The 1,424-nt window shown below is 70.6% G+C and carries 1 protein-coding gene; it reads left to right on the top strand.

The window, feature by feature from the left end; genetic code table 11:
- Window positions 1-110: 110 nt before the first annotated feature.
- Window positions 111-1,418 (top strand): ISL3 family transposase, encoded by a 1,308-nt coding sequence (locus tag ACFYE1_RS17380; RefSeq protein WP_387745780.1) that lies wholly within the window; start codon window positions 111-113, stop codon window positions 1,416-1,418.
- Window positions 1,419-1,424: the final 6 nt, after the last annotated feature.

The following is a 1,424-nucleotide window of genomic DNA, read 5'->3' on the forward strand; positions in this document are numbered from 1 at the left end:
GGCTCTTCAGAGTTGAGGGTGTAGTGCGGGTTGGCGCGTCGGTCGCCGGATAGGGGTCGAGGCCTCCCGAAGATGAAGGTTCCTACACACCTCATCTGGAAGACCTCGACGTGCCTGACGCTACCTTCGCCTGCCCTGATGTGACCACCTTCGCCCGCCTGGACGAGCTCGGTCTCGAAGTCGTCGGGCAGCGCCTCGAGCCTGACCGGGCGGTCCTGGCCTGCCGGATCGTGGCTGCGGACCAGTGGTGCCGTCGCTGCGGCTGCGAGGGGACGCCCCGGGACACGGTGATCCGGCGGCTGGCTCACGAGCCACTGGGCTGGCGCCCCACGATCCTGCGGGTCACGGTCCGCCGCTACCGGTGCACCGGGTGCGGGCACGTGTGGCGCCAGGACACCTCGCAAGCCGCCGAGCCGCGGGCGAAGCTCTCGCGCCGGGGCCTGCGGTGGGCGCTGGAGAGCATCGTGTGCCAGCACCTCACGGTCGCCCGGGTCGCTGAGGGCCTGGGAGTGTCGTGGAACACCGCCAACGACGCGGTCCTCACCGAGGGCCGCCGGGTCCTCATCGAGGACCCGGCACGGTTCGACCGCGTGGCCGTGATCGGCGTCGACGAGCACGTGTGGCGGCACACCCGCCGCGGGGACAAGTACGTCACCGTGATCATCGACCTCACCCCGGTCCGCGCCGGCACGGGCCCGGCCCGGTTGCTGGACATGGTCGAGGGCCGCTCCAAGGCGGCGTTCAAGGACTGGCTGGCCGAGCGCGAGGACGCCTGGCGCCAGGGCGTGGAAGTGGTCGCCATGGACGGGTTCAGCGGGTTCAAGACCGCCACCACCGAGGAGCTGCCCGAGGCCGTGGCGGTCATGGACCCCTTCCACGTCGTGCGCCTGGCCGGCGACGCCCTGGATCAGTGCCGGCGCCGCGTTCAGCAGGACACCCGTGGCCACCGGGGCCGGGCGGGCGATCCCCTCTACTCGGCTCGTCGGACCCTGCACACCGGAGCGGACCTGCTCACCGACAAACAGCAGGACCGGCTGGAGAAGCTGTTCACGGCCGACGCCCACGTCGAGGTCGAAGCCACCTGGGGGATCTACCAGAGGATGATCACCGCCTACCGGCAGCCCGACCGGTCCCAAGGCCGAGAGCTGATGCGGCGGTTGATCGACTCCCTGCGCCACGGCGTCCCGGATGCGCTGAGCGAGGCGATCAGGCTCGGACGGACCCTGGCCAAGCGCGCCGCCGACGTGCTGGCCTACTTCGACCGCCCCGGCACATCCAACGGCCCGACCGAGGCGATCAACGGACGGCTGGAGCACCTGCGCGGCAGCGCGCTGGGGTTCCGGAACCTCACCAACTACATCGCCAGATCACTGCTGGAGACCGGCGGGTTCAGGCCGCGACTACACCTTGGATTCTGAAGAGCC

Origin of the sequence: Kocuria nitroreducens (assembly GCF_042879195.1) — a bacterium.
Classification (GTDB): Bacteria; Actinomycetota; Actinomycetes; order Actinomycetales; family Micrococcaceae; genus Kocuria; species Kocuria nitroreducens.